Here is a 26303-nt window from a genome sequence, read left to right as displayed (position 1 = left end):
ATTTAATATTTATAAACCGCTTATAAAACTTCCGTATGGATCTTTAAACTGGATACCTTCGGTATAACGGTATTTACTTAGTTGTTTATATTCTACTAAAGCCCATAAAACAAATTCTTTTACAAAATAGCTTTCAGTTTTATCTAAATTTGGTTGGTATTCTCCAAGTAAATCATCTAATGGAGCAATAGCATCTAATAAATGTTTGTACTCTTTATCTCTTAAATCGTCTAAAAGTTCAAATCCATCACGATTATTAAAAAACCATGATACTACATCGTCATAAGGACTTTCTTCTTCTTGTTTTTGTAGCTTCTCAATTTTAGGAAAAAACTCTGGAAATAAACTTTTTACGGCTTCACCTATTAAATTAAATGCAACTTTTGCAGCACCTTCTTGCTCTCCTTCATAAACTAATTCTACTTTTCCTGTAATTGCAGGAATAATACCTAAAAAGTCACTTAAACGTACCATTGTTTTTGTGTCTCCTGTTTTTAAAGCGCGAAGTTCTGCAGTACTCAATAAATTTTCGAATGCAGTAATACTTAATCTTGCACTTACACCACTTTTAGCATCTATATATTCGCTTTCTCTGGCTTCAAAAACAATTTGTTCCAGTAAATCTTTAGCCAACTCTGGAATAGCGACACTATTTGTTTGTCTTTTATCTAGTTTTGCTTCTTGTTGTGTAATTATTTTTGCAGTTTCAATATCTTCTGGATAATGCGTTAAAATTTGAGAACCAATTCTATCTTTTAAAGGCGTTACAATACTACCACGGTTAGTATAATCTTCAGGATTTGCAGTAAATATAAACTGCATATCTAAGTTTAACCTAAGTTTGAAACCTCGAATTTGTATATCGCCTTCTTGTAGAATATTAAATAAAGCCACTTGAATTCTGGCTTGTAAATCGGGTAATTCATTTATAACAAAAATACAACGGTTAGCACGCGGAATCATTCCGTAATGAATTACACGATCGTCTGCATAACTCAACTTTAAATTCGCTGCTTTTATTGGGTCTACATCACCTATTAAATCTGCCACTGTTACATCTGGAGTTGCTAGTTTTTCGGCAAAACGCTCACTTCTATGTAACCAAATTATTGGTGTTTTTTCTCCTTTTTCCTTAATTAATTCTATTGCAAATCGTGAAATAGGCTGTAAAGGATCGTCATTAATTTCGCTGCCTTCAACTACAGGAATATATTCGTCTAACAAATTTAGCATTAAGCGTGCTAAACGTGTTTTTGCTTGACCACGTAAACCTAATAAATTAATATTATGTCTAGATAAAATTGCACGTTCTAACTCTGGTATTACGGTGTTTTCGTAACCATGAACACCTTTAAATGTAGTTTCTTTATTCTTAATTTTCTCTATTAAATTATCTCTAAGTTCATCTTTAATAGACTTACTTTTATATCCAGCGTTTTTTAACTCGCCTAAAGTTTTTATATTTTTTATTTCCATAGTTTTTTAAAATCTTTTTCATTTTAGTGATTAAAACTTTTCACTTTATAGCTTTACACTTTTTATTTGTTTCTATCCTTTAATTCGTTTCTTTCTATTGGTTTCATAATCTTCAAAAATCATTTCACCAAGACCTTTTAATCCTGTATAAAATGCTTTTCCTTGATTTGCACGTGTAAACTCTTGAACAAATTGCATCAAATAATTATCCTGAGCAATCATGAATGTTGTTATTGGTATGTGTAATTTTCTGGCTTGTTGTGCCATAGCATAACATTTGTTAGTTATGTGTGGATTTAAACCATTGCTATCTTTATAGTAAGTACCATCTGGCAAACGCAAACAACTTGGTTTACCATCGGTTATCATAAATATTTGTTTATTGGTGTTTCGTTTTCTTCTTAACAAATCCATAGCTAATTGTAAGCCTGCAACTGTGTTTGTGTGGTATGGCCCAACGTTTAAATATGGCAAATCTTTAATTTTAATTGGCCAAGCATCGTTTCCAAATACCAAAATATCTAAAGTATCTTTTGGGTAGCGTGTGGTTATTAACTCGGCTAAAGCCATTGCCACTTTTTTTGCAGGTGTAATTCTATCTTCACCATACAAAATCATACTGTGACTAATATCTATCATTAATACAGTACTCATTTGAGATTTATGTCTTGTTTCCTCAACTACTAAATCGTCTTCAGTAATAGTAAAATCACCAATACCATTATTTATTTGGGCATTACGAAGGCTTTCTGTCATAGAGACTTTATCCAATCCGTCACCGTATTGATAATTTCTAAAATCTCCTGTGTGTTCATCTCCTATTCCAACACCTTTACTTTTATGGTTTCCGCTTCCGCTCCGTTTTATTTTTCCAAAAATTTGATCTAAAGCAGCTTGACGTATTGCACGCTCGGTTTTGGCAGTAATACCAATACCTTTGTTACCATCTGGCTTTATTTCTTCTCTTATAAAACCTTTGGCTTTTAAATCTTCAATAAAATCATCTATTGTATAATCTGGCGTAGTAAGTTTATATTCTTTATCTAATTCTCTAAGCCAATCTATGGCTTCATCAAAATCACCCGAAGTATGTGTAATTAACTCTTTAAAAATATCAAAAAGTTTCTCGAAAGGCGATTGTGAAGGTGCTTCATATTCTTTAAATATAAAACCTTTTCTAGTTAATTTCTCGTTTCTCATTGCTCTATAAAAATACGATATTTTAGAATGAAAAAATTGCACTTAACATCTATTTAAGATTTTGTGCTTAACTTTAAGGCAAACTAATGAACAAAAAAATGAAAAAACTATTATTTCTTTCTTTCTTATGTATTTCAATTACAGCATTTTCACAGGATTTCTCTATGGATTTGGTTAAAAATATAACGCCTAGAAATATTGGTCCTGGAGGAATGTCTGGACGCGTTACAGCAATTGATGCTGTACATTCTAACCCAGATATTATGTATGTTGGTACAGCTTCTGGTGGTTTATGGAAATCTACTTCTGGTGGTATTAAATGGGATCCTATTTTTGATAATGAAGTTACCGCATCTATTGGTGCTGTTGCTATACAACAATCTAACCCAAGTGTTATTTGGGTAGGAACTGGAGAAGGTAATCCAAGAAATAGTTTAAATGGTGGTTATGGTATTTATAAATCTTTAGACGCTGGAAAAAGCTGGAAATCTATGGGTTTAGAAAAAACAAGACATATCCATAGAGTTGTAATAGATCCAACAAATCCAGATATTGTTTATGCTGCTGCTATTGGTAGTCCTTGGGGAGAACACAGTGAGCGTGGTGTTTACAAAACTACAGATGGTGGTAAAACATGGAAAAATATATTATTTGCAAATAATAAAACTGGTGCGGCAGATTTAGTTATGGATCCTACAAATCCTAACAAATTAATTGCTGCAATGTGGGAACACAAACGTGAGCCTTGGTTTTTTAATTCTGGTGGTGAAGGCTCTGGATTACATATAACTCACGATGGTGGTAAAACATGGAAAAAAATTACAGAAAAAGAAGGTTTTCCAAAAGGTAATTTAGGAAGAATTGGTGTAGCAATCGCTAGAAATAAACCAAATATAATTTATGCTTTAGTTGAAGCTAAAAAGAATGCGCTTTACAAAAGTGAAGATGGCGGATTTTCATGGGAAAAAATAAACGATAAAAGTGATATTGGAAACAGGCCGTTTTACTATTCTGAAATCTATGTAGATCCACAAAACGAAAATCGCGTATACTCTGTATTCACGTACATAAATGTAAGTGAAGATGGTGGAAAAAGTTTTAAACAACTTATGCCGGCTTATGGTGCAAATAATGGTGTACACCCAGATCATCACGCCTGGTGGATACATCCTGAAAACGGAAATTTCATGATAGATGGAAATGATGGCGGAATGAATATTACCAAAGATGGCGGAAAATCTTGGCGTTTTATTGGTAACATGCCTGTGGCACAATTTTACCATATAAATGTAGATAACGAGTTCCCGTATAATGTTTACGGCGGTATGCAAGATAACGGTTCTTGGCGTGGCCCAGCTTATGTTTGGAAAGCGCAAGGCATTAGAAATAGCTATTGGCAAGAAATAAGCTTTGGTGATGGTTTTGATGTTATTCCAGATCGCGACAATTCACGTTACGGTTGGACTATGAGCCAGCAAGGTTACGTAAGCCGTTACGATTGGCAAACAGGCAATAATTATATGGTTAGACCAACACATCCAGATGCTAATGTATTACTACGTTTTAACTGGAATTCTGCAATAAATATAGATCCGTTTGATAATAGTACGGTTTACTTTGGAAGCCAATTTGTACATAAATCTACAGATAAAGGTGATACTTGGAAGATTATATCGCCAGACTTAACTACCAACGATCCAAAAAAACAAAAACAACGTGATAGTGGCGGATTAACAATAGATGCTACAGGAGCAGAAAATCACTGTACAATACTAGTTATTGAGCCATCTCCAATAGAAAAAAATATGCTTTGGGTTGGTACAGATGATGGTCGTGTACATGTAACTAAAAACAATGGCGATACTTGGGAAGATGTTAGTAATGGTTTAAGCGGCTTACCTAAAGGAAGTTGGATTGTACAAATAAAAGCTAGTAATAAAAATAAAGGCGAAGCACTTTTAGTTGCTAATGATTATAGAAGATTTAATTACGAACCTTACGCTTACAGGACAAAAAACTATGGTAAAACTTGGCAACGTATTGTAGATGCTAATGATGTTGAAAGTTACACGCTTTCTATAATTGAAGATATTGAAGAACCAAACCTTATGTTTTTAGGTACCGATGACGGACTTTATATATCTACAAACGCAGGCAACAAATGGACAAAATGGACAGAAGGATTCCCAACAGTTCCTGTAAAAGATCTAGTAATTCACCCAAGAGAACACGATTTAGTTATTGGCACTTTTGGTCGTGCTGCATGGGTTTTAGATGATATTAGGCCTTTAAGAGCCATAGCTAAAAACGAAATTTCTAATAATAAACTAAAATTATTTACGCCACCAACAGCTTACAAAGCAGCATACCAACAACCAACTGGTAGCCGTTTTGGTGCAGACGCTATGTATAATGGCGAAAACAGAGGTTCTGGAGCAAGATTTAGGTATTTTGTAAAAATAGATAAGCCAGTAAAAAAAGAAAAAGAAGCTAAAAAAGATAATAAAAATGAAGAAGAAGGTTTAGATGAAAATAAAGTAAAATGGGATTCTATAAGTCTTAAGATTTATGATAACGATAGACTTATTAGAACTTTAAAACGAAAAACTCCAGATACAACAGGTATTTACAATTGGACATGGTATATGCGTGAAAGCGGAAAAGATAGACCATCAAAATCATTACGAAAAAGAAAAAGTGAGCCACGAGGCGTAGAAGTAAAACCAGGAACTTACAAAGCTGTAATGCATTATGGCGATTTAACTTCGGAAGAATTTATTACTGTAAAAGAAGATCCAAGACTTGAAGTTTCAGCACAAAACACTAATGAAATATACACAGCCTTAAAATCAATTGAAGATTTAAGACAAACAATGGCAAATGCAACAAAGCAATTAGCCGAAAGCAAAAAAACAGCTGAAAAATTTAAGAAGAACCTTAGCAGTTTAGACAAAAAGAAATATAAAGAAGAAATAAAAGCATCTAAAGAAATTATTAAACAAATAGACGAACAATTTGCTATTTACTTTGGTAAAGAAGACGACAGGCAAGGTATTACCCGTAGTAACTTACCTACTGTAAATTCTAGAATTGGTAACGCAAGTAGCTACATTAGTTCAAGACAAAACGGTTTAACCAGTACAGAAACAACATTACTAAATCATGCAAAAACAGCATTAAAAAATGCCTTAAAAGAAACAAACACATTTTTTAATACAGATTGGAAAAAATATAGAAGCACCATAGAAAGTTTAGAAATTTCTGAGTTTAAAGCCATTGAAAATTTTTCAATAGATTAAAAAAGTGCTTTAATAAATTTAATATAGATTTTAAAGGTATTAGGCAGCAAGTTTCTTGCAAAAATCCATTTATAAGCTTAACTTTCTAAACTATAACAAAAAACAACTATAACAATGAAAAAATTAGTATTACTTACACTGTTAGCAGTTTCAGTATTCACAATAAGCTGTAAAAAAGATGCAAAAGATAAAGTTGAACCCGTAACCGAAGCAGAAAAAGCAGTTAAAGTTAAATTTGCTTTATCACCAAAAAGCGATAGTAATGTAAAAGGCAATGTTGTTTTCACACAAGAAGATGGAAAAGTAGAAATGACTGCCATTTTAGAAGGTTTAGACCCAGGAGAACATGCTATACACATTCATGAAAAGGCAGATTGCTCTTCTAGCGATGGAAAATCTACTGGAGGTCACTGGAACCCAACTGGAGAGCCGCATGGTAAATGGGGAGATGATGCTGGATACCATAAAGGTGATATAGGAAATTTTAATGCAGACGAAAAAGGTTTTGCTGCTGTAAACTTTTCTACAAACGAATGGTGCATAGGTTGTGGAGACAACACAAAAGACATTTTAGGTAAAGCCATTATTGTACACCAAGGTACAGATGATTTTACATCTCAACCAAGTGGCGCTGCAGGAAGCAGAATAAGCTGTGGTGGTATAATTCAATAATTTTAAATAATGCAACTAGAACAATTAATAGTAAAGTTTAAAGCAAAGGACGAAAAAGCATTCGAAGCCTTATACAATATGTATAGTGAAAGCATGCATGGTGTAATTTATAATATAGTAAGAGATCACGATATTGCAGAAGAAATAATGCAAGATGTTTTTATTAAAGCATGGAATAAATCTGATTCTTACAATGCTTCTAAAGGACGTTTTTTTACCTGGATTTTAAACATTGCAAGAAATGCTGCTATAGATAAAACACGTTCTAAAAGTTTTAAAAACAGTTCTAAAAACCTTAACTCAGATTTTTTCGTAGATATTATACCAACTCGAGATAACTTAGACCAATCTACAGATGCGATTGGCATTGCCAAGTTTGTTAGTAAACTAGCAGAAAAGTGTATAAAAGTTATCGAGCTCCTTTACTTTAAAGGTTACACGCAAAAAGAAGCATCTGAAACGTTAGACATGCCTATTGGGACAATAAAAACGCACAATAGAAATTGTATTAAGGAACTAAGAGAAATGGTATTAGAATAATTATGAATACACAAACTTACATAGATTCTGGAATATTAGAACTCTACGTTGCCGGTGCACTCACTGCTAAGGAAAACGAAGATGTTTATGATATGATGTTAAAACATCCTGAAGTTACTCAAGAAGTTTTAGCCATAGAAACTGCAATACTTAAATTAACCAAAGAAGTCGCTCCAAAAAACAGAGTAATTTCTTTTGAAACAATTTTAAGTAAATTAAAAAATAATAATGGAGATGCTCAAATTATAGCTTTAAATAAACCTAAAAACAATTGGTTTACTTATACTGGTTGGGCAGCCACTATTTTATTAGCAGCTGGATTATTATGGACTGTAAATGAGAAAAACAATTTAGAGTCTAAAATTAATACTGTACAAACTGAAAAAGCGTTTTTTGAAAATCGTGTAAATACTATAAATACAGATTTAGCTGAAACTAAAACACTATTAAATGCTTTAAGAGCTAAAGATGTTATTGCTGTTCCTTTAGCAGGACAAGCAGTTTATCCTGAAGCCTATGCAAAAGCTTATTGGGATAAAGAAAGCAATACTGTTTATTTAGATTTACAAGGTTTACCAGAACCTCCAGAAGGAAAAGTTTATCAAGCTTGGTCGTTAACCTTAAACCCGTTAACACCAACAAGCTTAGGTACTATAGATAATTTTAAATCTAATGAAAATAAGATTTTTAAATTAACAAATACCAACGAGTCACAAGCCTTTGGTATTACATTAGAACCTGCTGGTGGTAGTGCTTCTCCTACTTTAGAACAACTTTATACATTAGGTGCATTACAATCTTAAAAAACACTTAAATACTAAATAGTAAAAAACCTCAGATTTATAAAACTGAGGTTTTTTTTATTCAACCAATTTAGCAATTATAACACATAAAAAAAGGCTTAAAGATTTCTCTTTAAGCCTTTTTAGAAGTAATTATTTCCCTTAAAACAATTACTTAATTGTTGTAGAAAGCCCTTGTTTAATAGTTAGGGATAAACAAGGTACTTTCTAATCAACCAACAAAAAACAAACAAAACTTTTACTAACATGTAGCTAAAAGAATTTGTTGGTCTCAACAATCAATTATATACTATTCATTATGTCTACAATTTTACTTACGAAATAAATAGTGTGTTGGTTTTAAATTATTTAAAATTTGTAAGTTAATATCATTTTTGCATTAAATGGTGTGCCCGGAGTAAAGTGAATTTCTTCTACTGATGCAGCTTCGTTTTGTAATCTTGACTCGGTTAAAAATTGTGTTTCATTCCATTCTACATCAAATAAGTTTTCTATTGAAACACCTAAGTTTAAGTTTTTATTAAATTGATAATTTATATTAAAATCTGTAACAAAATAACCTTCAGCTGTTACAGAATAGTCTTCATTTGCTGGCCTATCATCAATATATCTGTATCTAAAGCTTCCTGAGAAATTATTAAAATCTTTTAACGCCAACCCTCCAACTAATGTAAAGCTAGGTGCTAAAGGTATATGATCTTCACCATCAACCTCATCTATAGCTCGTGCTTGTGTTAAGGTTGCATCGGTATTTAAATATAAATACTCGTTTAACTCATATCGTAATCCTAAATCTAAACCTAACCTTTTTGTTTTTCCGCTAGGTTCTACTATTCCTGCATCTCCAACGTAAACAAATTCTTGGTCTAAGTGTAAATACCAAACCGTTGCATTTAAAAATAGTTTTGAAAATGGTTTATAAATTGTACCAAAATCTACACCATAAGCTTTTGGTAAAATATCTTCTCCTTCTTGTGCTACAACTACTCTAGCATCATTAGAGTGAAAACCAATACCAGATTTTAAAAACCATTGTAAGTTTTCATTTTGCCTAAACACTATATTTAGTTTAGGTAGTAATGCTGTTTTTGTTTCAGATTGGGTATTATAAGTCTCAAGTAATTTATCGTTATATAAAAACTTAAAGTATTCTAAACGTAATCCTGGAGTGATTTCAAATCGCCCAAAATCGAATTTAGCTTTATAAAAAGCAAAAGCATTAGTTTGGTTTATATCTCCTAATTGAATGTTTTCTAGTGTAGTGTTTCTGTTTAAAGTATGTGACAATTCTACATCATCATTTTTATCGTGACGCAAACCTATACCTGCTGTTGTTTCAACATCGAAAGCATCTTTATTATAAAACTTATCTATTTGAGCATTAAAACCAAATATGTTTCGGTTTTCCTTTTGTTTTATTTGGTCGCCATTAATTGGGTCTTCTAAAAAGAATGTAAAATTAGAGTACAATTCAAAATCATAATGCGAGTAAAAAACGTTTGATTTTAATGTTGTATTTTCATTTATCTCTGAAAGAAATTCTACATTTAAATTTGTACGGCTTGTATTTCCACCTTCGGTATCATCTATAGCTCCATATCTATCTATGGTTCCATCATCTACTTTTCGCTGTGGTATTTGTCCAGATGCATCCCATCTACTTGTAAAATGCGAAGCTGTAATTGCCAATCTATCACTACTATTTATAAAAGTGTTGTATTTACCAAATAGGTTTAAACGATTAAAGTTTTGCGAGGTATTAAATGGCCCATCGGTCTCGATATATTCTATACCTACATAGGCATTATCACTTTTAGATTTATCTATTAAATTAAATAAACCTAATGTTCTAATACTATTAAATTGACCGTATGATAATTTTATTACATTACTGTCTAAATAATTTTTTGTCTTAAAATTTACATAACCTGCTGTTGTAAAGTCTCTAGCATTTGCATAATACGGACCTTTACCAAAATCTAAATTTTTAATTGTTTCTGGTATAAGAAAGTGTAAATCGCTATAACCTTGACCATGTGCATGAGAAACATTGTTAACTGGTATACCATCTACATTTATAGAAACATCTGTACCATGATCTATATCGAAACCTCTTAAAAAAAGTTGCTCGGCCTTACCTCCACCAGCGTGTTGACCTATAATTAATCCAGGTACTTTTTGTAATATTTCTTGTGATGAATTTATTGGATTATTGTCTACATCTATTTTAAGTAAAGCGTTTAAAACTTCTACTTCTTGATTTAAAACCAGTTCATTTAACCTAAAAATTTTACGTTCTAGACTTATGTTTAAACCTTGGTTAAAGTCTTCTTTTTTTAAAACAATGTTTAATTTTTTAAAACCTAATAAACTTACAGACAAAGTATCTTCTGGTTTTGTATTTTCTATTACAAAGGCACCATTATCTAAAGTATGTGCGTGAGCTTCGCTATTTAAGTTATATATATAAACACCGCTTAAAGGTTGTGAGTAAATGTCTTCTACAACGCCTTTTAATTGCTGCGCAGAGAGAGAAAGTGTAAATACTAGAAATAATGCTGTTAAAGCATAATTAATTTGGTGGCTAATTTTTTTCATTAGTAATTTTATAGTTGCTTAATTTTAGTTTCCATTATTGGTCCTAACTCATAAGACGCACCTAAAAGTTCTTCTTTTAGCGGTTTTAATTCGTCTTCCATATTGTTAGCTTTATAAATTTCTGCTAAATGGTATAAAACTGTTGGTTCGTAAGTTTTATTTACAACGTGTTCTTTTGCTATTTTTAAAGCTTCGGCTGTGTTTCCTTTTTGCAAATGCGCCCAAGATAATAAATCGTAAGTTTGAGCAGTGGCTCTATTTTCAATTTCTTTTTTAGATAATACCAAAGCAGAATCTGGATTGGTTTCTGCTAATAATTCTATATTATAAGCATTATACATATCGCCATAATTAGAGTCTTTTACAGCTTCTTTATATTGGCTCAAATATTTTGTATTTGCTGTTTCATCTTTCATAAACTCAGCAATTTCAGCTTTTAACAAATAATAATCTGGTGCTTTATAGTTTGTAGTAATAGTGTTTAAAATTCTTAGAGCTTCTTCTGGATTTCTTTCGTAAGAATATATTATCCATGCAATACCTTTTTTCGCATAGGCATCGTTAGGGTTTAATTCTAAGGCTTTTAAAAAATAATTATAAGATTTTTGTATTTGACCATCGTGCCCATAAAAATCTGCAATGTTAGTGTAAGACCATTGCATAGATGATTTTATTTTAGAAGATTCGGTTTTAGCCATTGCTTGCTCCATATATTTTATGGCAGCTTCAAGATTACCTTTATGGTCATTCCATTTTGCTGTTCTAATTAAATAATCGAAACTATTTAAATCTACAACTTGTTCTAGGTAATGTTTTGCTTTATCATTATTACCTAATTCCATATGCACATCAAATAACATTTTTTGTGTACCTGCTAAATTTTCACCATTAGTTTCGGCTTTTTCTAATAGTAATAAAGCTTCTTTAAATCTATGTTGAGAGATATAGTTTCTGGCTAATGCTCTTAAATATCCTGCTTCACTGTAGTTTGTAGTTTTGTTTACTTCAATTAAGTAATTTTCGGCATTAATTAAATGTTGAATATCTCCTGTTATGCCAAATAACTGAGTTTCGGCAGAAGCTTTTTTTGCAAGATATGGAAACTGGTTTGGTGTGGCTTCTAGTTTATTTTCCCAAAAAGTCAACTCATCTTGTGCTGTTTTTAAATTTTTATTTTCTGAATTTAAATAGACGTTATAATCTTCGGGATTCGAAATTTGTTTTTTAGTTTCTGTATTACATCCTAACAGAAATACAGTAATTAAAAGTGTGAATATTTTGGTTTTCATGTTGTTTGTTTTTGTTTGTTTTCTTGGTTTTTGGGTAAAAAAATAGAGCGCTAATAATAAAATTAACGCTCTATTATTAATTTAGACTTCTAGTGAGGAGAAGCTAAATATGGAAAAGAGGCTAAAAAAGCTTTATCATTAGAAGGTACATTATCACTTGTTAAACCTGGATTTTCTGATCCGTCTGGTCCTCCAAATATTAATGTTAATTCTATATCAATTACATCGTCCATTAAAGTTCTACCAGTTAAAACAGTAGATAGATCTGCACTTGCAAAAGTTGTTTCTCCATCTAAATCTACAGTTAAAACATCTGTAGCTAAGGCTGTAGTAAATTGAGTTGCTGTAAAACCTAAGGCATTTGTTGTGTATCCAGGATTTAAGGCTAATAATTTATCTTCAAAAGCTGTTTGAAATGCAGCACCTTGCGCAGAAGGAACTGTAGTATTAAACATATCCTTACTTCCGTCATTTACAAAAACGGTATTTATAGCAGGTCTTGCCATTTGGTCATCTTGTGTGTAGGTTCCAGAGAAATCTGGATCTGGTGCTACTGTAATAAAAGCAGCATCATCATCGTTAGAACAGTTAAAAGATACAGCCGAAACTAGTACCGCTAACATGTATATTTTTATATTTTTCATAATATTAAGTTTATTTTTTGTTAGTTATTATTTAGACTTAGTTTCTACCCAAGTGTTTATTGTTCCTGTTCCTCCTATTAAACTTTTAGGAACCTCAACTACTAATGATAATACGTTAGTACCTGCAAATAAATCTGTACCAGGATCGTTAAAACTAGTTGCATTTCCTGCAATAATTTCAGAATACTGAGCAAAATCAAAATAAAATGGATCGTCTCTTAATCCTGCAAAGGCAGTAATTCCAGATGCATTTGTTGCAGAAATAGCATTAGATCCATAAGGTGTAATATCTACTACAGTTGTTACTGCATCTGTATTTATTGTACTATTTAAATCTGTAGATGTTGATGCAAACGGTCCAAAAATGTACATTTTTCCATCTCTAGGTATTGCTTGCATTACCATATCTTGTACTGCATCTCCATTGGTGTCAATATTAATTTCAATTAAAACATTCTCATCAAAATCTACCGATGATGATGCTGAAGGACTAATTAAACCTCTAACATTTGCTACAAAAGCAATATTATCTGTGTTTTCTGCTCTAAAAGCATAAAAGTCTGTAATATCTGTAGACGAACTAGCTCCGCCACCACTTACAGCTGGCGCATCAATGTGATCGGCAGCTACCATTAGAAATCCAGCAACTGTAATTACTGCGACTCCAAGTAAAATTTTCATTTTTTTCATAATAATGAGATTTTTTGTTTATTAATTTTTGGTTCTCACCTATATTTACGGAAATAAAGAAACATAGGTTTTGTTAAAATTGTGTTAACAATTAAAACCTATATAAACTACTATTAATTACAGATAGTTAATAGCTCAAAAAATAAAAAAGTGAACCCATCTACTAAAGGTTGGATTAAAAAGTTTGGCAGTCTTGTAGACTCAGAGTCTCTGGTTTATAAAGATTATAACGATTTGTATTTTAAACTTAGAAGTACAGGCTTAGTTTATGGTTTAAGCGAAACCGTGCCAGACCACTTTAAACATGATACGCAGTTTTCATTAGATGAATTAGTAAAAATTAATTTTATTGATGCTTTGTTTCATTGTTATTGTTTTAAAAATGAACATCCAAAATTTGAAGATTTTATTCCTTCAATTTTAAAATTTTACAAAACTTTAGAATTGTCTGAACTTTCTGTTTGGGATAAGCTTTTAATAGGAAAAGATAATTTTTCGGTATTAGAACGCCTTATTAATGATCGTGTTTTAGCAGATAATAACATACTTACACGTAACTTTAATAAAACCATTGTAAACTCGTTAATATTTATAGATGTAATTGCTTATGAAAGGTATTTAAGAAGTGATTATAATATTAAAGACTATGTTTCTAACTTAGAATCTATGGTTATGAATATTACTTATGATGCTTTAAGTTTTAAAGACAAGAAGAAAAAAGCAGATACAGAAATACTTAATACCATACAAGAATCTACTTCTTATATTGAAACTGATAGAGCCGATTTAAATCAATTTTACCATCGTGAAATTGAAACCAAATATTCTTCTACTGAAAAAAAATATTTTATAGACATGGCTTGTCTCTCGGTTTGGGAAGACCAGTTTGTAGATGATAAAGAATATAATTTTATAAAAGCTTTAGGTGCAGATATGAATCTCTCTGAAGAAAATGTAAACGACTCTTTATCTCACATAGCAACGTTTTATAAAAAGCATAAAAACAACTTTTTATTGTTTAAATCGTCAAGTCAATTTAGTGTTTTTTACGAGAACTCATCACAATATGTAGCCAAACTAATTAAACGAAACAGTAAACGTATTTTTAGAGAATTAAACCAAAGTAAAGACCTTATGTTATTACTAACTCAGGCAACAACTAGAGAGTTAACTAAAGAGGAGCAAAATAAAGTGCAAGCTCAATTAAAAGATATTTTTAAAACTATACCAAGTTTGGCTATTTTTATATTGCCTGGTGGTGCTATTTTATTACCAATTGTTGCTAAACTTATACCTAATATGTTACCTTCTGCCTTTGATGATAATAAAATTGAAGAGTAATTTTTATTATTCTAACCAATTTTTAAAATCTTTTACACGTTCTCTGGCTACTATAACATCTTGCTCATTATAACTATTTAATTTTATTTGAAGTCTTGAATTGGTGTAACTCACCATATCGTTTATAGCTTGAATGTTTACAAAAAACTTTCTATTTATTCTATAAAACAGTTTAGGTTCTAACTCGTTTTCTAAACTATCTAAAGTTGTGTCTAGCAAATAGTTTCTACCATCGGTTGTATGCAAATAGGTTCCTTTGTTTTCACTATAAAAACATTCAATTTCATCTACATTAATTAGCTTTAAATGTTGCCCAACTTTAACCGAGAAACGTTTTTTGTACTCTCTTTCAATTGGGTTAACCAACAGCTTTTTAATATCGTTAAAATCTAAAGTTACTTTTTGTTTTTCTGGCAATCTGGTTTTAAACTTTGACACCGCTTGGTCTAATTCTTCATCATCAATAGGCTTAAGTAAATAATCGATACTGTTTAATTTAAAGGCTTGTAATGCGTACTCATCATAAGCAGTGGTAAAAATTATAGCAGACTGTATTTCTACAGCATCAAATATTTCGAAAGATAAGCCATCACTTAATTGAATGTCTAAAAAAATTAAATCTGGATGCTCATTATTTTGAAACCATCCTATAGCTTCTTCTACAGAGTGCAACATTGTTTCTGCTTCAATACTTAAGGCTTGTAACATGCGCTGTAAACGTCTTGCAGATGGTTTTTCGTCTTCAATTATTATTACTTTCATTTAAAAATAAATTGACTATTAATATTTATAATGTAATTATTCCCAACGGTTTTTATCTTTTTCCATATACTTTTCTATCTGGCGTTTTTCCCAAGTTTTACCAAATATTAAATTTGGTCCAAATACACCCATAAAATGAAAAAACAAGCCAATACCCCAAAAAATAGGTGTTGAAAATACTTCTATACTCCAAAAATCACCACCCTTAAGGTTTCTAGAAATTATAAACACAATAAAAATATTTACAATTACATACCAAAATAAATGCCAGTAAAATCCAACTATTTTTTCTACACGTTTTTGCGCTCTTATATAGGCTTCTTCTCGCTCATAATCGCGTTGTGATTCATTTTCAAGATAAGGTTCTATATTTTTATTTTCCATGATTATTTTTATTTATAACGATTATTAGCTTGCTCTTCTTCCATAAACTTTTCTATTTGGCGTTGCTCCCAATTGCGCCCTAAAACACCATCGTTTACAAATACTTTATAAGCATGAAATGCAATACCTAATCCCCAACCAAATACTGGAAATAGAAACCATTTAAACTCCCAATAGGTTTGATAATTTATAAATATTAAAAACGGGATTACAAAGCAGTAAGAGATTATGTTGTAATAAAATTCTTTTATTTCTTCTACTCGTTTTCGCGCTCTTACGTAGCGATCGTCAAATTGTTTTTGTGGTAATTGTCTCATTGTTTTTATTTGTTTTGTAAGTATTGGAATGGTTACTCTAAAATTAGTTTTAGACTCATTTATACTTACTAATTTGTTTGTTAATAATTGATAGCGTTGTTTTATATTATTTAAACCTACGCCACTACTCTTTTTTACTACTTGTTTGGTTTGCAAGTTATTTTCTACAACTAGATTGCCGTTTTTCTCATAAATTTTAATGTGTAATGGCTTACTAGCTGTTACAGTGTTATGTTTTACAGCATTTTCTAAAAGTAATTGTAATGATAATGGTACTACTTTACTTTCTGGATTTGAGGCTTGCTCAGGTATGTCAAAAATTATACTGTCTTCAAACCTCATTTTTAATAACGACATGTAGGTTTTTGCAAATTTTAATTCTTCGTCTACAGTTACTAAATCCTTATTTTTTTGTTCTAAAACGTAACGGTAAACTTTAGATAGGCTCGTGGTAAACTTTTGCGCGCTATTTGGGTTTTCTTCAATTAAACTGGTTAATACATTTAAACTATTAAATAAAAAATGAGGGTCTAATTGGTTTTTTAAAGCGTCAAACTTTGCACTTGCTGTTCCTGCAATTACCTTTTGCTCTTTTATTTTATTTTTTTGATAGCGATTGTAAAAATATATGGCATGAAATACAAACACTATAAGCATGGTAATTACAAAACCAAACTCGTAAGCTTCTAAGCTTTCATTTTGTAAAAAACTACTAAATGAATTGCCGTAATATATAACCGATGTGAATGCACGTAAAAAAAATAAACCTATAAGCGTTATTAAAATAGAACCTACAATACCTATTATTATTCTTTTTTTGCTATCTGTATCTTTCCAATTTCTGTTTTCTAAATAGCCAAAGTAAAACATATTACTAAAGCCTAACACAAATGCATACAGTTGATAGAACCCAAAAGCAATTAAAAATTGTGTTGTTGATTTGTGCTGGTAATCTTCAAAAAACACAGTACCAATAATAAAAACTAAAGTTCCTATTAAAAAAGTGATTAATAATTGTTTGGTTACTCTATGCATAATTATACAAATTAATTATAGTTTACATTCTGCTAATGCTTTTTTAGCACCATCCATTCCCCATTTAGGATGTAAACTTGTTTCTGGTTTAAAGTTAGTAAAAAGTTCTATCGCCTTTTCTATATCCTTGCAAAAAGGTTTTGTATCCTGACCAAAGAATTTTGCTGCTCCCATATCCCATTGTGTTTTACTTAATAATACACGTGGGTTTTTAGGTGACAATTTATAAGCTTCTTCATAAATTTTTGCAATTTTTGGTGATAAAGTCATACCATATTTTGCGCCATCTTTTACAACGTATACTGTATGCAACATGGCTTGAAGCACCATAATTTCACTATTCTCTTTAGAAATTGCTGTGGCATCGTTTAAAAAATTTTGTGCACGATTTAAATTAGCATGCACGGTTTCCATATTATTTTCAGAAAATCCGCCAGTAATTAAAACCATTGCCGCATAATATGGCGGTAACCAATTGTCTGGTTCTGCACTTGCTATACGTTCAAAAAGGTTTACAGCATCGGCTGGATTACTTTCCCATAGTGCTAAGGCTTTTGTCATACCTTTTTCAAAGTTTGTATTTGTTTTAGTTTCGGTTTGTGCATTTAACTGTGACGTTAAAAACATAATAATTAATAGTGCTAGTCTGTACATAATTTGTGTTGTTTAAAGTGAAATATTTTGTGTTACATTTTTAGAATCTACTGTAAAAACAGCATCTTCCCATTTTGGTGGTCCCATAAAACCTTTAGCGTTATTAGATGTTCCATAATCTTCCTTTGGAATTCCAAATACGTAAGTGTCTAATTTTTTATTATCGTTAACATCATGAAATAAAGACACTGCATAATCTCCAGGTTCTACCTCTTGAAATACAACCGTAGCTGTATTTTTAGTTACTTTTTTAAGCTTCCCTTTTACAGTTTTCTTTAAAAATTGTGATTCGTTATCGTAAAGTCCAATAACTAAAGTGCCTTTATACGTGTCTATATTAGAAATATTAACCGTAATGTTTTGTGCCTGTGCAGTTATAAACTGAAATGAAAATAAAACTGCTAAAATTAAAAGTGAACGTTTCATAAGTATTGGTATTTAATGTTGATACAAATATCTTATAGAACACGTGTTTTAAAAAAAGCAACTTACCGAACTGTCATTTTTTAATACCGAATTGTAACAACTAAGTAAAACCTTGATTTTTATAGGTTTATTTTAACTGAATATTAGTAACTTTAAAACATCATTTTTAAAATATGTCGCAATTTTTTACACCTAAATTAGTTTGGACAATCGTTTTAGTTTGCATTGGTATTATTGTACTTTTAAATGCTCTACTAAACCTTAACACTGTTAAAAACGATACCGTTAATAACCGGTTGAGCTTCTGGGCAAATGGTAAATATTTTTTTATCACTTTTCTTTGGGGAGTTTTAGGCGGGCATTTTTTTATGGGTACTGTAAAGCCTTTATTTTGCTGTAACTGGTGGTTACCCGTTTTACTTTTAATTATAATTTGTGTTGTATTAATAATACTTAAAAACAAAATTAAACCTAAACCTTACCTACAAGCATTTCTATTAATTTCTGGTTTACTATATGGGCATATTATTTGGTCTCAACGTCATGAAGCTACTATTTTTCAAGATGGAGAATGTTTAAACACTAATATTTTTTGTAGCAATGAGTAAGTTTATTTCATTTATAAATAATGACACCGTTATTAAATGGTTAGAGTATTTTTTAATTGCTCTTTTTGTAATACTTATAATCTGGGATTTTTATTTAGCCTTAGATGATTTAAACAATAATACTATTAGTAAGGTAATACAAAACAATGTAGACAGTGGCTTGTTTATACTCATATATTTTTGGGGAGCAATATGTGCAAATATATTTTTTCCTGTTCGCCATAAACCACGAATAAATCCAACAGTTGGAACTGCCATATTATATATTGTAGCTATTTTAATTTGGATTGTTGATGCTGGAAAAAAGGTAGACGATATTGTTACTGTAGACTTATATAAAAATCTTCTTGGTATGGCTTTTGGCTTTATTATAGGTTTTATTTTTTGGAGACAAAGACAACTTTTACAATAGTTTAATCTAAAAATTATAAGATACTTAAATGAAACTATAATATTATGAAATTGCAAAAAACCATATCACAAAAGCTTATTCTTATTACCTTAAGCTTATGCTTGCTATCAAGTTGTCGTGCAGCATTAGCTCCAGAATATGATAAAGCGATTGTCCAGAATTTAACCGAAACCACAAGCAAAACTTTACAATTTTTAGCATCTGTTTCTATTGGTACTAATGCCGAAACATTTAGCTCACGCGAAAACAAATACAACGAACTTATTGGCGAGTTTGAAATGCTAAAACTTTTAGCAAGAGCACGACCTTTGCCTAAAAATAATGTTACTCAAAAAATAAATAAAATATTAGCTTCTAAAAACGGACCAACAAATACAGACGATTATCCAAGTGCTTTTGCTTTTAATCGCATTGTACAAAACCTAAATAAAATGAAAGCTACGGACAAAAAAACTGGACTTAACACTACAGTTGTTCAAGCTTTTAAAGGTGAAATAGTTATTTTTTTAGATCAAGCCGTTACTTACGAAAGTTTTTTAAAACGTTAATACCATGAATGCAACAACAGCAAACTTAATAGACGAGATTAAAAAAATTGTATCTGCAATAATAGAAAAAGATATTACTACTGTTAGTGGTTTTAGTGAACGCCAATTAGAAGCCATTTCTAAACAAACACTTATTATTAAAGGTGGCATTGCCACGGGAGATATTGATGACGATTTAATAGATTTTTTTCTTGAAGGTCTTCATGCTATGACTACCAATTTTGTAAATACTCTTAAAGGCATTTTAAAGGTTGTTCTAGAAAAAGTATGGAATGCTGTAATTAGTGTTTTATATCAAGCTATTGGTATTTTAGGTTTCAATTAATTTTTATAAATCATTCAATTGGTTGTCTGTCCCGTTGTCACTTATAGTCCAAAAGAAACCTACAAAAAAGAATTGATCTGCAGCTGGACGTAATGTTTGTCTTGCAAAATTATTATTTACATCTGGTGTGTTTGCATATTGATAACCATTAATGTTTTTAAAGCCTAATACATTATTTACAGAAAAATATAATATTTTTTGCTGACTTAATAAATACGCCCAATTTAAACTTAAACTGTTATAACTTTTTGTTTTTTGATTTAAAAAACCACCTTGATTTGGGTTAGTATATGTTCTACCAGATGCAAATGCATAACTTAATCCTACTTGACTTTTCCACTTGTTAATCCAATATTTACCAACTACACTTATATTATGTTGGTTCGCAAAATTAGGTTGTGCTGCAGTTGGAAAATTAAGGTAGTCACGCTCGGTATCTAAAAACGAATAGCTTACCCAATAATCTATATTCTTTATGCTTTTATTATCACGATAAAAAAGATCTAAACCTTTTGCAAAACCACTTCCGTTGGTATTGTAATTAGCTTCAAAACTTGTAAAATCACTATCGTACTTTACTAAATTATCATATTGTTTATAATACGTTTCTGCACGAAATATACGACCATCGCTATTGTATTGGTAGTTTAATATAAAATGTTGGGCTTTTTCGGCTTTAAGGTTTTGGTTAAACTTTAAAATAGTACTGTTTGGATTTTGGTAAAAATCACCATAAGCAAAGGATACTTGACTTCTTGCTCCTGTTTTATAGGCTAACGAAGCTCTTGGCGAAAGAGTTGTTTCTTTAAATAACTCGCTATATTCTACACGAAAACCTGCTTTTATAGCCACTTTTTTAGAGAATATTACATCTGCTTCTGTAAATGCAGCGCTTATATTATTTTTATATCCATAATCTATAGGTGAAACAAAATTATCCTGGTATGCTTCATTAAAATTGGTATTAAAATATTCGGCACCAAAATTAAGCTTAAAACGGTTACTAAAGCTTTTTCTAAACTTTAGTTTTGCATGTATAGAATTTTCTGTATCGTCTATATCACTTTGCCCTATATTAATATTATTTTTTGCATACGTATAACTTACTCCTGTTTCTAATCGCCATTTGTTTTTTAGCTTTGCTTTATACGAGCCGTTAAAATATAGATTGCTATTGTTTAGTTTAAAATTTACACCGTTTTGAAAATTAATATCCTCTTGTGTTAATTGAAAGTTAGACGTATCAAAAGCCGTATAAAGCTTTAATAATCCGTTGTTTGTTTTTTGTCTAAAAACGGCTTCTCCACTAGCGTTTTCATAAGGTTTTTGCCAATTATTACGATCTGGAAAAAGTGCTGTATACGGTGCTAAATTTATATAGCTTGCATTTATACTTAAAGAACTTTTATCCCATTTTTGTGTATTACCTAAACCTGCTCCAACGCTCATAACTCTAATTTCGGTTTTGTTTTGATCTGGTTCTTGAAAGGTGTTTAATAGTAAAACGCTAGATAATGCTTGACCATACTCGGCACTATAACCGCCTGTAGAAAATGTAATACCATCAAATAAAAATGGCGAATAACGACCACGTGTTGGTATATTATTGGTTGTTGGTGTATATGGTGTAAATACACGAATACCGTCTATAAAAATTTGTGTTTCGTTTGCTTCTCCTCCACGAACAAAAAGCCTACCATCTTCGGCAACTGTTGTTGTTCCTGGCAATGTTTGCAATGCACCAACAAAATCGCCTAAAGCGCTTGCTGTTGTAACCACATCCATAGATGTTAATGCGGAAACTTTACTGTTGTCACCGGCAGAAAATGTTCCGGCAGATAAAACTACGGTTTCTAAGGCGTTAATATCGTCTCGTAATTGTATTTTTAAGTGTTGTAATGTACTTACATCGCTTGCCATTTTAAAAGTTTCGTAACCTACATAAGAGATTACCAGAATTTGTGTACCTGTTTCGGCAGTTGTAAAATTAAAAGTTCCGTCTTGTAAGGTTGTAGTACCATCGTACGTTCCTTCTAGGTATATATTTGCTCCTACAATAGGTTCATTTTTTTTATTGGTTATTGTTCCTGTAATTTGTGTTTGTGCTATACTTACATAGCTTATTAAACTTAGTAGTAATGGTAAAATACATTTCATGATTGTTCGCTTTAATTGATGAGGCAAATATGCAATCGTACTTTAGTTTTTTAAATTGATTATTACCGAGTTGTAGTATTTAAATGATGAAATGTATGTATTTACTTTTTTAATATGCTTTTTAATACTGCGTTAGGGATTGAAGCATTGTTGGAGCTCATCTCTGATAGCGACTGCAAAAAGCCCGACCTTTAGGTAACGCCCAAATAAAAAATAAAATTATTTAAAGTTTATTGTAACATATCTAAATTTAATACTACTTATATATTAACCTAACCAACAACATTGAATAAAGAACTTGAACATAGTTTTGTAGAATTGCTTGAGAAGCACCAGAATATTGTGCACAAGGTATGCCGTTTGTATACTAATAATTATGATGCACATAATGATTTGTTTCAAGAGATTACCATACAGTTATGGCGAGCGTATCCAAAATTTCGTGGTGACTCGAAGTTTAGTACTTGGATGTATCGTGTTGGGTTAAATACCGCGATTACACTTTACAGAAAGTCTAAACGAAGTATTAAAACAACAGAATTTGATACTGTACAGTTTAAAATTAAAGCTGAAGATTATGATGATACTGAGGAGCAACAACTTAAACTATTGTATCAAGCCGTACACCAATTAAACGATATTGAAAAAGCGCTTGTTTTCTTGTATTTAGAAGATAAGAATTATAAAGAAATTAGTGAAACAATGGGTATTACTGAGGTTAATGCTAGAGTGAAAATGAATAGAGTGAAAACCAAATTAAGAACCATATTAAATCCGTAAACCTATGGATGAATTAGATTTATTAAAAAAACATTGGCAAAGTGATGGTGTTGAAGACAAACACATAACTACAAAGGATATTTATCCTATGCTGCTAAAAAAATCGTCTTCTATTGTAAAGACTCTATTTTATATTAGTATTGCAGAATTAATATTCTGGATATTGGTAAACACTTTACCTCTATTTTTTAGTGATAGCTATAACCAAAAATTAAATGAAATGTATGGCGATGGCATTGCAATGCCTATTCTAGCTTTTTTAAGTTATGCTGTTATTTTAGTTTTTGTGTATTTACTTTATAAATCTTACAAAGGTATCTCTGTTACAGATAGTGCAAAAAAATTAATGGAGAATATACTTAAAACCCGAAAGGTGATTAAGTACTATGTAATTTATAATTTAATTATGGCATTTTTATCTATGTTAGTTGGCTTTTATTATGCCTTTAAAAATGACCCAAATATTAAAACTGTTTTTCAAGATGCCGAAAGCGGTACTTTTATAGTAACTGCAATAGTATTAATACTTTTTACAGGATTATTTGTACTTGTTATTTGGTTGTTTTACAGATTAATTTACGGTATACTTTTAAGACGTTTAAATAGAAACTACAAGGAGTTAAAAAAACTTGAAGTATAATGGTTTTAGAAAATTACATAGCTTATTTTAAGGATTTAAAAACTGAAAGCATTAATAAAAAAGAACTTAATATTTATAATGCTTATATAAACCTTTTTACAGATTTAAAACTTAGAATTTTAAGTACTGAAGATTTAGCTTTAATTGAAAATAAAATAGAATTATTAGATCTTGCAGATACTACATCCAGAAAAGATTTAAACAAAAAATTACAGGAACTGCTTAAGTTTTTAGAAACTAATTTTGGGTTAATACCAGAAAAGCATTACGAAACTAGCTATATGGGTATTGGCATGTGCTTTGGCATGCTTGCTAATTTGGTTTTTGGTGTAGTAAGCCTAGTTATTGGCTTAGTTATAGGAATGTGTATTGGTTTGTTTATAGGTTCTCAAAAGGATAAAAAAGCAAAAGAAGATGGCCTTGTTTTAGATTACAAATCACCTTATTCTTTTTAAGGTTTAACTATCTATCCACTCACGCTGTTTATTTAACTCTTCCCGAGCTTCTAATTCTTCTTGAGGAATTACTTTTAAAAATGAAGGATGTTGCTCTATTGCATATTCTATTTTTTCAACTATTTCTGCAATACTTTCATTTTCGTAATCAATTTTTAATGGTTCTTTAATTTCAAAAGTTTGATATACGTTTTTCTTTTTAATACGTAATCCTTTTTTATCAAAACTACGTCTAAAACCATCTATTACTATTGGTACAACTACTGGTTTGTAACGTTTTATAATGTGTGCTGTTCCTTTTCTAATTGGCTTAAACGGTGTTGTTGTTCCTTGAGGAAAGGTAATTACCCAACCGTCTTGTAAGGCAGTGTTAATTGCCGATATATCACTCATTTTAACTTGCCTGTTTACATCTTTACCTTCGCTTCTCCATGTACGTTCTATACTTATAGATCCTGTATATGCAAATATTTTAGGCAGTAAACCAGATTTCATTGTTTCTTTTGCTGCAACGTAATACATGTTTAATTTAGGGTTCCATAAATAACCTACGTTTTTTATGGAGTCTTCTCTGTTACTTAAACTAGCATTAAATACATGAAACATAGATATTACATCGGCAAAATAAGTTTGGTGATTGGATATAAATAATACGTTTGTATCTGGTAAGTCTTTTATAATTTCAGAGCCTTCAATTTGTAGTTCGTTAAAGCCTCTAAAACGTCTGTGTGATAACACACCAAGAATTCTAATTAGCCATTTCTTAACCCACAATATATGTCCGAAAGGATTTTTTTTGAATAATCCCATAATAATTTCACTGTTTTACGATTAGCAAAGGTACAGAATCATAACTATTTTATAGTGCACTTTAACAAGTCTTTCACTTCACTAAGCATCATTGCTGTTGCTCCCCAAACAAGATGCGAATTTAAATTATAAGCTGGAACATTGACTTTTAGACCATTATAAGTAGTTACTTCTTTTTCGGTAATATTATTTTCGTCTAAAAAATGAGTGAGTTTTACCTCTAATAAATCTTCTACCTCTGTATCCTGTTTTGTAAAAATAGGTGTGTTTTTAACTATACCTATATAAGGTTGCACATGAAAATTACTTGGTGGTATATACACCTCTGTTAGTTTTTTTAAAACAGTAATACTACTAGCATCTACTCCTATTTCTTCTTCGGTTTCTCTTAAAGCAGCTTCTTTTGTAGTTTCATTTGCTTCTAATTTACCACCTGGAAAACCTACCTGTGCAGAATGTACACCTTTATACGTTTTTCTAAGTATTAGCATTAACTCTGTTTCGTTATCAAGATTTGGATAAAATAAAGCCATAACTGCACTTTTTCGCGCGCGTTTTATTTTTTCGGCTTGTAGTTTTATTAATGCTTCACGAAATGGAGGAGACATTTTAAATTGAGAATCTTGACCTGGAAGCGGTAAATTTTCTATTTTTACAATGGATTCTTTAAACTTATTAAAATTCATTTATGCGCTTACTTATTGTATTGTTTATTTCTCTAATATTTTTCAATTGTGAAGATAAACAAACTAAACAAAAAACAACACTACCAAAACAAACCAAACAAAAAGAAGAAAAACCTGAAGCTAAAGAAATAGCTATAGATAGTAGTAAATTATCTCTTGAAGAACGCTTTTTACCTTTAAACGACGATAATGCTATGGATTTCTTTTTGGAATATGAAAAGGAAAACCAAGAAAACAAAGTGAGATTAGTAACAGACAAAGGTAATATTGATATTTTATTATTTGACACTGTAAAATTCCACCGTGCAAATTTTATTTTTTTAGTAAAAAATAAAGTGTTTGATGGTACACAGTTTCATCGTGTTGTTAAAAATTTTGTGATACAAGGAGGAAATTCAGACAACCGAAAAGTACTTAAAAAGAGACGAAAAATAGGACGATATTTACTTCCGCCAGATACTAAACGTGGTTTTAAACACCATCGCGGTATTATTTCTGTACCAAGTAGTGATATTGAAAATGCTTATAAATTAGCATCACCTTTCGAGTTTTTTATCACCCAAACAAACCAATACCATCTAGATGGTAAATACACTGCTTTTGGGCGTGTAATTAACGGTATGGATGTGGTAGACAAAATTGCTAATGTAGAGGTCGATGGTGGCGATTGGCCAGTGCATAACGTCTACATACAAACAGTAGAAATTTTAAATTAAAGCGCTTAAATTAATATTTAAAATGCTAAAAATTTT

25 protein-coding genes and 1 pseudogene are annotated in these 26303 nt (G+C 30.8%); 13 read left to right on the top strand and 13 right to left on the bottom strand.

The window, feature by feature from the left end:
* Window positions 1-9: 9 nt before the first annotated feature.
* Both LACAL_RS09885 and LACAL_RS09880 read right to left on the bottom strand, forming a co-directional pair.
* Window positions 10-1476, bottom strand: coding sequence for a sigma 54-interacting transcriptional regulator (locus tag LACAL_RS09885; protein WP_013870587.1), 1467 nt, complete (start codon window positions 1474-1476; stop codon window positions 10-12).
* 72 nt (window positions 1477-1548) lie between these two features.
* Complete coding sequence (locus tag LACAL_RS09880) at window positions 1549-2676, bottom strand: VWA domain-containing protein (protein WP_041301459.1); 1128 nt, start codon at window positions 2674-2676, stop codon at window positions 1549-1551.
* Window positions 2677-2774: 98 nt separating this feature from the next.
* Here LACAL_RS09880 and LACAL_RS09875 point away from each other — a divergent pair, with 98 nt between their 5' ends.
* From LACAL_RS09875 to LACAL_RS09860, 4 genes are all read left to right on the top strand, one after another.
* On the top strand, window positions 2775-5975 hold the full coding sequence (locus tag LACAL_RS09875) for a hypothetical protein (RefSeq protein ID WP_013870585.1): 3201 nt from the start codon (window positions 2775-2777) through the stop codon (window positions 5973-5975).
* A 114-nt stretch (window positions 5976-6089) separates the two neighbouring features.
* The gene (locus LACAL_RS09870; protein WP_013870584.1) at window positions 6090-6647 is read left to right on the top strand and encodes a superoxide dismutase family protein; all 558 of its coding nucleotides are present in this window, start codon (window positions 6090-6092) and stop codon (window positions 6645-6647) included.
* Window positions 6648-6656: 9 nt separating this feature from the next.
* Window positions 6657-7187 (top strand): RNA polymerase sigma factor, encoded by a 531-nt coding sequence (locus LACAL_RS09865; RefSeq protein ID WP_013870583.1) that lies wholly within the window; start codon window positions 6657-6659, stop codon window positions 7185-7187.
* A gap of 2 nt (window positions 7188-7189) precedes the next feature.
* Window positions 7190-7990 carry an anti-sigma factor domain-containing protein gene (locus LACAL_RS09860; protein ID WP_013870582.1) on the top strand — a complete coding sequence of 267 codons (801 nt, stop codon included), beginning with the start codon at window positions 7190-7192 and terminating at the stop codon, window positions 7988-7990.
* Between the two features lie 348 nt (window positions 7991-8338).
* Here the strand turns inward: LACAL_RS09860 and LACAL_RS09855 are convergent, their stop codons facing one another.
* The 3 genes and pseudogenes from LACAL_RS09855 to LACAL_RS15575 all read right to left on the bottom strand — a co-directional run bounded on the left by LACAL_RS09855 (window position 8339) and on the right by LACAL_RS15575 (window position 13211).
* Entirely contained in the window at window positions 8339-10588 is a 2250-nt protein-coding gene (locus tag LACAL_RS09855) for a TonB-dependent receptor domain-containing protein (protein ID WP_013870581.1), read from the bottom strand.
* Window positions 10589-10596: 8 nt separating this feature from the next.
* Window positions 10597-11877, bottom strand: a complete 1281-nt coding sequence (locus tag LACAL_RS09850) for a lipopolysaccharide assembly protein LapB (RefSeq protein ID WP_013870580.1) — start codon at window positions 11875-11877, stop codon at window positions 10597-10599.
* An 89-nt stretch (window positions 11878-11966) separates the two neighbouring features.
* Window positions 11967-13211: pseudogene (locus LACAL_RS15575) on the bottom strand (DUF4331 family protein).
* Between the two features lie 150 nt (window positions 13212-13361).
* Here LACAL_RS15575 and LACAL_RS09835 point away from each other — a divergent pair.
* Entirely contained in the window at window positions 13362-14552 is a 1191-nt protein-coding gene (locus LACAL_RS09835) for an LETM1-related biofilm-associated protein (protein WP_013870577.1), read from the top strand.
* Between the two features lie 6 nt (window positions 14553-14558).
* Here LACAL_RS09835 and LACAL_RS09830 read toward each other — a convergent pair whose 3' ends face one another.
* The 5 genes from LACAL_RS09830 to LACAL_RS09810 are packed head-to-tail and all read right to left on the bottom strand — an operon-like array spanning window position 14559 to window position 18130.
* A complete protein-coding gene (locus LACAL_RS09830) occupies window positions 14559-15314 on the bottom strand; it encodes a LytTR family DNA-binding domain-containing protein (RefSeq protein WP_013870576.1) in 756 nt (251 codons plus the stop codon).
* A 36-nt stretch (window positions 15315-15350) separates the two neighbouring features.
* Entirely contained in the window at window positions 15351-15698 is a 348-nt protein-coding gene (locus tag LACAL_RS09825; protein WP_013870575.1) for a 2TM domain-containing protein, read from the bottom strand.
* 8 nt (window positions 15699-15706) lie between these two features.
* Complete coding sequence (locus LACAL_RS09820) at window positions 15707-17050, bottom strand: 2TM domain-containing protein (protein ID WP_013870574.1); 1344 nt, start codon at window positions 17048-17050, stop codon at window positions 15707-15709.
* 15 nt (window positions 17051-17065) lie between these two features.
* On the bottom strand, window positions 17066-17704 hold the full coding sequence (locus LACAL_RS09815) for a hypothetical protein (RefSeq protein ID WP_013870573.1): 639 nt from the start codon (window positions 17702-17704) through the stop codon (window positions 17066-17068).
* Between the two features lie 12 nt (window positions 17705-17716).
* A complete protein-coding gene (locus LACAL_RS09810) occupies window positions 17717-18130 on the bottom strand; it encodes a DUF2141 domain-containing protein (RefSeq protein WP_013870572.1) in 414 nt (137 codons plus the stop codon).
* Window positions 18131-18303: 173 nt separating this feature from the next.
* Between LACAL_RS09810 and LACAL_RS09805 the strand changes: the two genes are divergently transcribed.
* The 4 genes from LACAL_RS09805 to LACAL_RS09790 are packed head-to-tail and all read left to right on the top strand — an operon-like array spanning window position 18304 to window position 20023.
* Entirely contained in the window at window positions 18304-18738 is a 435-nt protein-coding gene (locus LACAL_RS09805; protein WP_013870571.1) for a hypothetical protein, read from the top strand.
* The gene (locus LACAL_RS09800; protein ID WP_013870570.1) at window positions 18731-19150 is read left to right on the top strand and encodes a hypothetical protein; all 420 of its coding nucleotides are present in this window, start codon (window positions 18731-18733) and stop codon (window positions 19148-19150) included. The genes LACAL_RS09805 and LACAL_RS09800 overlap by 8 nt, the downstream gene beginning before the upstream one ends.
* Before the next feature lie 44 nt (window positions 19151-19194).
* Window positions 19195-19698 (top strand): hypothetical protein, encoded by a 504-nt coding sequence (locus LACAL_RS09795; protein WP_013870569.1) that lies wholly within the window; start codon window positions 19195-19197, stop codon window positions 19696-19698.
* A 4-nt stretch (window positions 19699-19702) separates the two neighbouring features.
* Window positions 19703-20023 carry a hypothetical protein gene (locus tag LACAL_RS09790; protein WP_013870568.1) on the top strand — a complete coding sequence of 107 codons (321 nt, stop codon included), beginning with the start codon at window positions 19703-19705 and terminating at the stop codon, window positions 20021-20023.
* 3 nt (window positions 20024-20026) lie between these two features.
* Here LACAL_RS09790 and LACAL_RS09785 read toward each other — a convergent pair whose 3' ends face one another.
* Window positions 20027-22180 (bottom strand): TonB-dependent receptor, encoded by a 2154-nt coding sequence (locus tag LACAL_RS09785; RefSeq protein ID WP_013870567.1) that lies wholly within the window; start codon window positions 22178-22180, stop codon window positions 20027-20029.
* Window positions 22181-22465: 285 nt separating this feature from the next.
* Here LACAL_RS09785 and LACAL_RS09780 point away from each other — a divergent pair, with 285 nt between their 5' ends.
* The 3 genes from LACAL_RS09780 to LACAL_RS15035 are packed head-to-tail and all read left to right on the top strand — an operon-like array spanning window position 22466 to window position 24055.
* Window positions 22466-22960 (top strand): RNA polymerase sigma factor, encoded by a 495-nt coding sequence (locus LACAL_RS09780; RefSeq protein ID WP_013870566.1) that lies wholly within the window; start codon window positions 22466-22468, stop codon window positions 22958-22960.
* A gap of 4 nt (window positions 22961-22964) precedes the next feature.
* Window positions 22965-23600: a hypothetical protein gene (locus LACAL_RS09775; RefSeq protein ID WP_013870565.1), complete on the top strand. Its 636-nt coding sequence runs from the start codon at window positions 22965-22967 to the stop codon at window positions 23598-23600.
* Window positions 23600-24055 (top strand): hypothetical protein, encoded by a 456-nt coding sequence (locus LACAL_RS15035; RefSeq protein ID WP_013870564.1) that lies wholly within the window; start codon window positions 23600-23602, stop codon window positions 24053-24055. Before LACAL_RS09775 ends, LACAL_RS15035 begins: the two co-directional genes overlap by 1 nt.
* A gap of 3 nt (window positions 24056-24058) precedes the next feature.
* On the opposite strand, the gene LACAL_RS09765 is transcribed toward LACAL_RS15035, so the two are convergent.
* Entirely contained in the window at window positions 24059-24865 is an 807-nt protein-coding gene (locus LACAL_RS09765) for a 1-acyl-sn-glycerol-3-phosphate acyltransferase (protein WP_013870563.1), read from the bottom strand.
* Between the two features lie 44 nt (window positions 24866-24909).
* A complete protein-coding gene (locus tag LACAL_RS09760) occupies window positions 24910-25551 on the bottom strand; it encodes a CoA pyrophosphatase (protein WP_013870562.1) in 642 nt (213 codons plus the stop codon).
* 2 nt (window positions 25552-25553) lie between these two features.
* On the opposite strand from LACAL_RS09760, the gene LACAL_RS09755 reads away from it, so the two are divergent.
* Complete coding sequence (locus tag LACAL_RS09755; protein WP_013870561.1) at window positions 25554-26267, top strand: peptidylprolyl isomerase; 714 nt, start codon at window positions 25554-25556, stop codon at window positions 26265-26267.
* Window positions 26268-26303 lie beyond the last annotated feature (36 nt).

Origin of the sequence: Lacinutrix sp. 5H-3-7-4 (assembly GCF_000211855.2) — a bacterium.
Lineage (GTDB): Bacteria > Bacteroidota > Bacteroidia > Flavobacteriales > Flavobacteriaceae > Lacinutrix.
Note: the sequence above shows the minus strand (reverse complement) of the source record. Positions and strands in the feature narration are given on the sequence as shown.